5 protein-coding genes are annotated in these 6,990 nt (G+C 46.0%); 1 reads left to right on the top strand and 4 read right to left on the bottom strand.

The window, feature by feature from the left end:
* Positions 1 to 115 precede the first annotated feature (115 nt).
* From KGY70_14715 to KGY70_14705, 3 genes are all read right to left on the bottom strand, one after another.
* Positions 116 to 400, bottom strand: coding sequence for a hypothetical protein (locus KGY70_14715; protein ID MBS3776445.1), 285 nt, complete (start codon positions 398 to 400; stop codon positions 116 to 118).
* A gap of 180 nt (positions 401 to 580) precedes the next feature.
* Complete coding sequence (locus tag KGY70_14710) at positions 581 to 3,157, bottom strand: prolyl oligopeptidase family serine peptidase (protein ID MBS3776444.1); 2,577 nt, start codon at positions 3,155 to 3,157, stop codon at positions 581 to 583.
* Positions 3,158 to 3,217: 60 nt separating this feature from the next.
* A complete protein-coding gene (locus tag KGY70_14705; GenBank protein ID MBS3776443.1) occupies positions 3,218 to 4,342 on the bottom strand; it encodes a carbohydrate-binding family 9-like protein in 1,125 nt (374 codons plus the stop codon).
* Positions 4,343 to 4,486: 144 nt separating this feature from the next.
* Between KGY70_14705 and KGY70_14700 the strand changes: the two genes are divergently transcribed.
* A complete protein-coding gene (locus tag KGY70_14700) occupies positions 4,487 to 5,581 on the top strand; it encodes a family 10 glycosylhydrolase (GenBank protein MBS3776442.1) in 1,095 nt (364 codons plus the stop codon).
* A 3-nt stretch (positions 5,582 to 5,584) separates the two neighbouring features.
* On the opposite strand, the gene KGY70_14695 is transcribed toward KGY70_14700, so the two are convergent.
* The gene (locus KGY70_14695; GenBank protein MBS3776441.1) at positions 5,585 to 6,835 is read right to left on the bottom strand and encodes an exo-alpha-sialidase; all 1,251 of its coding nucleotides are present in this window, start codon (positions 6,833 to 6,835) and stop codon (positions 5,585 to 5,587) included.
* Positions 6,836 to 6,990: the final 155 nt, after the last annotated feature.

Below are 6,990 nucleotides of genomic sequence, written 5' to 3'. Positions count from 1 at the left end.
TTCATGCATGCTTAATAAAAAAAAAGAGGCCATGATCCATGGCCTCTTTTTTTGTGAACAATTTGTATGCCTCGGCTTATTAAAAAGGAGGTATTTTTTGTTTTCTCTTTGATTGTTAATCTGTTTCCGCGATAAGATTGGGAGTCTTCCAGGTGAGATTGGGAGTCATCTCGGTAAAATTAGGAGTCACCCAGGTAAGATTGGGAATCTCCCAGGTAAAATTGGGAGTCACTTCGGGGAGATTGGAAGTCATTTCGGTAAGACAGGGAGTCAATTGGGTAAGATAGTGAGTGATCTCGGTAAGACAGTGATTGATATTGGTAAGATTGTGAGTCACCTCGGTAAGATAGCAGGTCATATCGGTAAGATAGGGAGTCACCTCGGTAAGATAGGGAGTCACCTCGGCAAGGTAGTGAGGTATCTCGGTAAGACAGCGAGTCTCACCGGTAAGATTGTTGGTCTGTTCGACAAGACAGGTTATCTCCCCGGGGAAACAGGCAGTCTCTCCGGTGAAACAGCCTCAACTAAAAGAGCTGAAAGCCCGTTCGGTGAAGTAAATAGTTGTTGGTTTTTTTACCGTTTATTCTCTATCATTGTTCCATCGAACCTCTCCATTTTTTAGACTCCAGTCAATCCCAAAATATCCGGCTGCCTGGATTCCGGAATTCTTGATTCCAATCTCCGAGGCATCGTATACAGCAAAATCCGGGGCATTGTAGAAAGGATACATATATTTTCTGCTGTTCAGAAGCCTCCATCCTTTTGGGCCGGTGGCCGAAACAACACCCACTGAAGTAGCTCCATTGACATCACGGGGTCTGACAAATACGCAGGCCAGGTTGTTTCCGTTCAGATTCTTATCTCCAACCGAGATGCTTTCACCGTTAACCTGGATGGGACTGCCGGTTAACAGGTCATCCCAGGCGGCATTGGTTTTAGCATTGCCGTAAAGAATGACGTCTCTGCCGGCATAATCGGATGCGTTAAAGGCTGTATCCGGGATGATATCAACGGCTCCGTTGCCTTGATACCAGAAGGTTTCCGCGTCGTATCTTGCCTTATCGTACGCATGTTGATTTTCTCCAGGATTACCCTGTGTTGCATAAACAAACATGAAATGGTTTTTGAAAGCCCCCTTGAAAGTACCATACCGATGGGGACCTTTCAGTTTTTTTGAAGGTTTATCAATGGTTTCCCATGATCCGTCACCGCTACGTGACAGCCACAGTTGCTTTTCCTGTTCGGGATAGGGCACCTTCTGCACCGAGTGTCCGTCGATGGCAAAACTTATGGAGTCTTTCGATGTAAGATGGTCCAGTTTTAGGCCTAATCGGGCTACATTTTCGGTATTCCCCTGGAATACATTTTTACCCGGGACAAATTCAATATCTGCCTTGCTTATTTCCAAATGATTTATTTGGGCTTCAATGCCCAGCCAGTGTTTGTAAGCCGATACGCCCGGATTGGCTGTGACAAAGGTTACCTGTCGTATTTCCTCGTTTTCAGGCATGCGGTGCCGCGCAAAATAGTCGAACAGGGGTGGCCAGTCAACGCAGGCTGCACCCGGCGCATCGGAATTGTCCCACCAGTGTCCCGCACCGGGCTCTTCATGAAACCGGTAGTTGATTTCATATTTATCCAGTGTATCCATCATCTGATAAGCCTGGTCGACAGAGACTACCTGGTCATCTTTACCGTGAATGATGTAAACACCGGTATTGTTCCGCAGGTTTTCCACCAGTCCGAAGGTATTGCTTGGGCTCATGCTCCTGTAATAAAGCTTCTCAGTAGGATTGGCTTCTTCCATAAGTCTGCTGCCTCCGTAGGTCCAGAAGCTGTTCCATCCGGCGCTGGGTCCTATGGCTGCCCATTTATCGGGGTAGGTGACTCCCAGATACCACGTTCCGTGACCTCCCATGGAATGGCCGGTCAGGTACACACGTTCAGGGTCAATGTTATATTTCTCTTTTGCTATATCAAGCACTTCAATGGCGTCTATCCGGCCCCAGTTCTCCCAGTCGTAACCGTAAGGTCGCCTGTTGGTGGGGGCAACAACATGACCCCATGGCTTGCTATGATAAGATTGTGCCTGGTTGATGGCCTCGACCGAAGCACCATGCACAGAAAGAAACAGGGCTTTGGATTCATTTTCTTCTGAAGAAGCAGGATTGATTGCGTAATACTGCAAACTGCCGTCAATTTCACTGATGAACGTTTTTCTTTGTGGCTCATTGGGGTTTTTAATGCTGAATCTTACTGTGGAGGTATCGATGATCCGTTCTCCGGATTTCAAGGAGAGGCTGATGTTTTTATGGCCGCTCTCAGTGGGTGCCTGGCCTTTAACGTCAAACGGCACCTTCCGGATGGTCATCGGCGCTACAACCGGCAGGGAAGTGGTGGTAGATTGCAAGTTCTCGCTTTCCGAGCGGATCGAAAGATTTCCACGGGGTTGCCCGGTACCGTTGACCACAATAACTGCAGCCTGGTCATTGACAGGTTCTCCCTTGATTAGATCGGGGAATGTAGGATCGTTAACATTGAGCATTACCGCTGACCGCATGGGATTCAGTCTGATCTTCAGTTTTCCTCGGGTACATCGGAAAAGCAGATGATTTTTACCCTCCTTAAGCTTTATGGGCATCAGGCTGTAATTGTACTGCGGCCTCCATGAAGGGGAATTGTCGTCAAGCTGGTAAAGGTTCCCTGTGCGCGGCTCGCCGTTGACAAAAACCATGCGGTGCCCCATGCCTTCGAGCAAAACAATTTTATCCCGGTCAGAATGGACCGAAACATAGGCATAATTGTTCCTGAAGGTTTTGTGCTGGAACCATCCGGCACTGTCGGTTTCGATGGTTTCCCACAATAATTTGCCTTCCGAAGTCATCAGTGGTTGACCCTCCGATTTTGGATATTCAAAAGTGCCCTGGATGATTTTGGATTCTACCGGATCGTAGCTGCCTGAAGGCAACCTCTTGTTTAAGATTTTTACTTCTTCAATGATTTGTTGATCTGCCGGAGAAAATGGAGCGCCTTCCGGATTGATTGGACTGACGGCTTTTTCTCTCTCCTGTTCCGTCTGACAACTGAAAAGAGCCAGACCCAGCAATAAGGTGAAGGATGTGATGAGATGTTTTTTGAAAAAATAAGTGGAAATCATGATATGAAAATTTAGGGTTTTAATTTAATGTAACAACAATACGCGATTCCTTTTTGAGTACTATCGTTGCCGGATTTCTCCGTCTTCTTTGATGAACCATTCCCCATTATTGGGGGTCGACAGTGAAATCACATACCAGAAAGATCCGCTGCTTATGCTGATTTCTTTCGAGAACGGTAATTCGGGCAGACTTTCGGGTCTGAGTTGTTCCCGTTTGTCCGCATAAGTTCCATTCTCCCTGTGAAACTGATTCTGTCTGTAATATAGATTTCTCAAATACCATTTGATCTGGTACTTTTGGTTGCTGATGAATGCCACCTTTCCACTCCCTGCCGGTTCTTTGCTGAACTGGACGATACCCCAGGTTTCCGGCCGGTGTATATTGACTCTGCCCTGAGGAGACCATACCCAGTTTTGTTCCGGCAGCAAATTTCCATGTTCGTCGCGTTTTTTCCTGTATTCATTATTTTCGATCTCTGTCTTCCATTGAACCCTTGAAAAGTTGACCCTCCACTGATCGTCGTTTCGCGGTTTTTTGGCTTGTGGTATGATTTTTCCGAGTGCCCTCCAGGGGATGGCAATTTCGGCAGTCCAATATTGATCGGTGTCATTGGGATTATTTAGCGTGCCTTCAATGTGTACTGCCGTTTCCAGATTCTTTATATCCCAGTTTGTTAATGGGATGCCCCCATCCCGGTATGGCTTGGTAAGCAAAAGATCCCATAGGGTGTTCAAGGCATTCATTTCCACTTCGGCATAATGATGGGTATCCCCATCGGGATCAATGAAAACCTCGAAGTCGTTGTCGTGATAAATAACAGCATCCCGTTCCCTGATCCTTCCCCATATGTGGGGTTCTTCCATTTGGGCGAAGATATAGAAATAGCGATCATCCCATAGCATCTTTACCCGTGTTTGATAGTCGGGTTTATCCCTTAGTTTTCCTTCTATATCCACAAACGGTTCACTCCAGCGGGCATTCTGCCATGCTTTTTCATTCTGCTTCCCGTCTATTTTTAAAGGCTTTTCCGAACGCAGACAGATATATTTTTCAGGATTGAAAGGTATGGGATGATTCGGCACGTTTATGAGTGTCTCGTCTGAACGTTGTTCTTGAGCGGTTAGGCGACATGGTTTTCCCAGCAGTAAAATAAAAGTTCCGGCAATAAGGATAAAATAGCGCATGGTTCTCCTTTTATAATGATTGCGACTTGATTTTGCGTGGTTTTTTTATTAGGTTTGTTTATTCATTGAACAAACAAAGGTACGGGATTTGTTTTAAAAACAGGAATTACTCCGGGCGAAATTTTATAAAATAATTCGATCGATATGAAACGAAGGGAATTTTTAAGTACAGTGGCTGTTTTTGGTTTGGGCGTTACTTTCGGAGGATTTAAGTCTGTTTCTTCTTCGGAGGGCAAGCCTAAACTAAAGAACTGGGCCTGGATAGGCCAACCCGATGATTTATCCCCTGATAATCTAAATGAGCTGTTTGGTCATTTCAGAGAAAATGGCATCGCCGCCATACTCATGGGAGGCGATATAAAAGGGTATGAAAAGGCGGCCCCTTTTGCGCGTAAAAACGGCATTGAACTGCATGCATGGACCATGGGTACCCGTCATACCAGTGAGGAATTGCAGGAAAAACATCCGGACTGGTATATGGTCAATCGGAACGGGATTTCGTGCGTGGATGATCCGCCTTATGTAGGGTATTATAAATGGCTGTGTCCAAGTGATCAGGATGCGCGGGAGTATATTACTGAAAATGCTGTGGAGGTTGCAAAGGTTGAGGGTTTAACCAGCGTTCATCTGGATTATATACGCTACCCCGATGTGATTCTGCCCAGGGCCCTGTGGGAAAAATACGATATTGTTCAGGATAAGGAATATGCACAGTGGGATTATTGCTATTGCGATGACTGCCGCCGCAGATTCAGGGAGCAGTATGGAAAGGATCCTCTGAAACTCGAAGATCCTTCAAAAGATGACGACTGGGATCAGTACCGGTATGACCAGATTACTTCGCTGGTTAATAAGATTGCCCGTGCTGTAAAAACCTATGACAAGCAGGTAACTGCTGCTGTCTTTCCAACCCCTTCCATTGCCAAAAGGCTTGTAAGGCAGGAATGGCCTAAATGGAACCTGGATGCCGTCATGCCCATGATCTATCATAGTTTTTACAACAAGGAAGTCTCATGGATTGAAAAGGCCACCCGTGAGGGCGTGAATGAACTTCCTGCTGAAGTGCCTCTTTATACCGGTCTTTATCTTCCTGAGATGGGTCCCGGGGAACTGGCGGAAGCACTGGATTATGCCCATAAAGGCGGAGCAAAGGGAGTTTCCTTATTTAACGGAAATACGCCGACTGAAGCACACTGGAAAAAATGGAATGAAGCATTGAAGAATTATCAAGTACTATGATGTTTATTGGGCCTTCCTGTCAATCTCATCCAGCGTGAGACGTACACTCAGGATATAGGGAGGCTCTCCTTCATCCCAATGGCCATAAGTGGTTGTAATAATGGTACCGTCGGGCAATATCTCAACACCGGGATAACAGCAATCCCATGAATGTTTGTTGTCTTTGATGCGGATTCTGTATTGGCCTTCCCTACCTTTGACGAGATCTTCATATTGTCCTACCCAGGCTACCCAGTCGCCCTCTGTGGGGCTGCCCATATTTACTTTTCGGGCCAGGTTATCCAGGTCGGTCATGTCTTTTTCTTCGGCCACCTGCCGAAGTTCATTGTGTTGAGCACTAACGTCGCGGAAAGAGATGATGAGTCTTCCGTCAGGCGTATAGGCGGCTGTATGGCGGTCGCCGGTGAGGATATTGGGCAAAGGACGGGGATCCGTCCATGTTTTGCCTTCATCTCTTGAAAATATGATCTGTGAATTTTCCCTGCGTCTGTTTTCCCTGAGTAAGGCTGCAATTTCTTCACCATCAGGTGAACGGACAAAACCTGGTTCACACACGTGAATTTTGCGGGAGCTGAATACTTCTTCAGGCTTGCTCCAGGTCAATCCACCATCGTATGAAAAGGTTTTGTAAAGCGTGAATTTTGGACTATCATGTTCCTTAATATCTTTTTCGTATTTTGATTGTCCGTCTTTTGTAAAGAACCGCTTGTCATCGTGAAACATGGCCATATAATGGCCTTTTCCTGTTTTGAGGCTGATAAGGTCTCCCATAACCACAATACCACCCCAGTTACCAATCTTTTTTAAGGGCGTCCAGTCTTTCCCCATGTTTTCTGATACGGCCATCCTGGCAGGATACAGACCGGAAAACATGATAAGCTGTTTGTCTCCTTTGGGATCGGTAGTCTTGAAAATGGTGGGTACTTCTTTCGAAGATTTCCAGTTTTCGGGCGTATCCAAACGTTTGCTCCATGTTTTTCCCCCGTCATCACTGCGTTTCATTACAACAGGGCCGTTGCCGTGTCCCTTGGGATATACGGCATAAATGGTTTTACCGTCATCCAGCAGGGCTGTGGTTACATGCCCCAGGTACTGGCCCGGTTCCTTGTCAACCACTGTTTGGCGCGTGCTATCACAATTTAGATCAATAAGAGGTTTACTGAAGTAAGAAGTATTATGATGCGTTATATCCTCCTGGGCATAGACATAACCCGTAAATAAAGCCAGGAAGGATATGAATAATGATTTTTTCATTTTATGATTGAACAGTTTGCGACTGCTCTTTGGTTTCTATTGATTCCACGGCTGCCCCGATGATTCCCGCATGGTTTTGCAATTCGGCCGGTACAATTTTGGTTTTGACCTTTTTAAGATATTGGGCGTATTTATCGAATTTTTTGCTTGCTCCT

Source organism: Bacteroidales bacterium (assembly GCA_018334875.1).
GTDB lineage: Bacteria > Bacteroidota > Bacteroidia > Bacteroidales > UBA12077 > JAGXLC01.
This window is presented reverse-complemented; position numbering and strand designations above follow the sequence as displayed.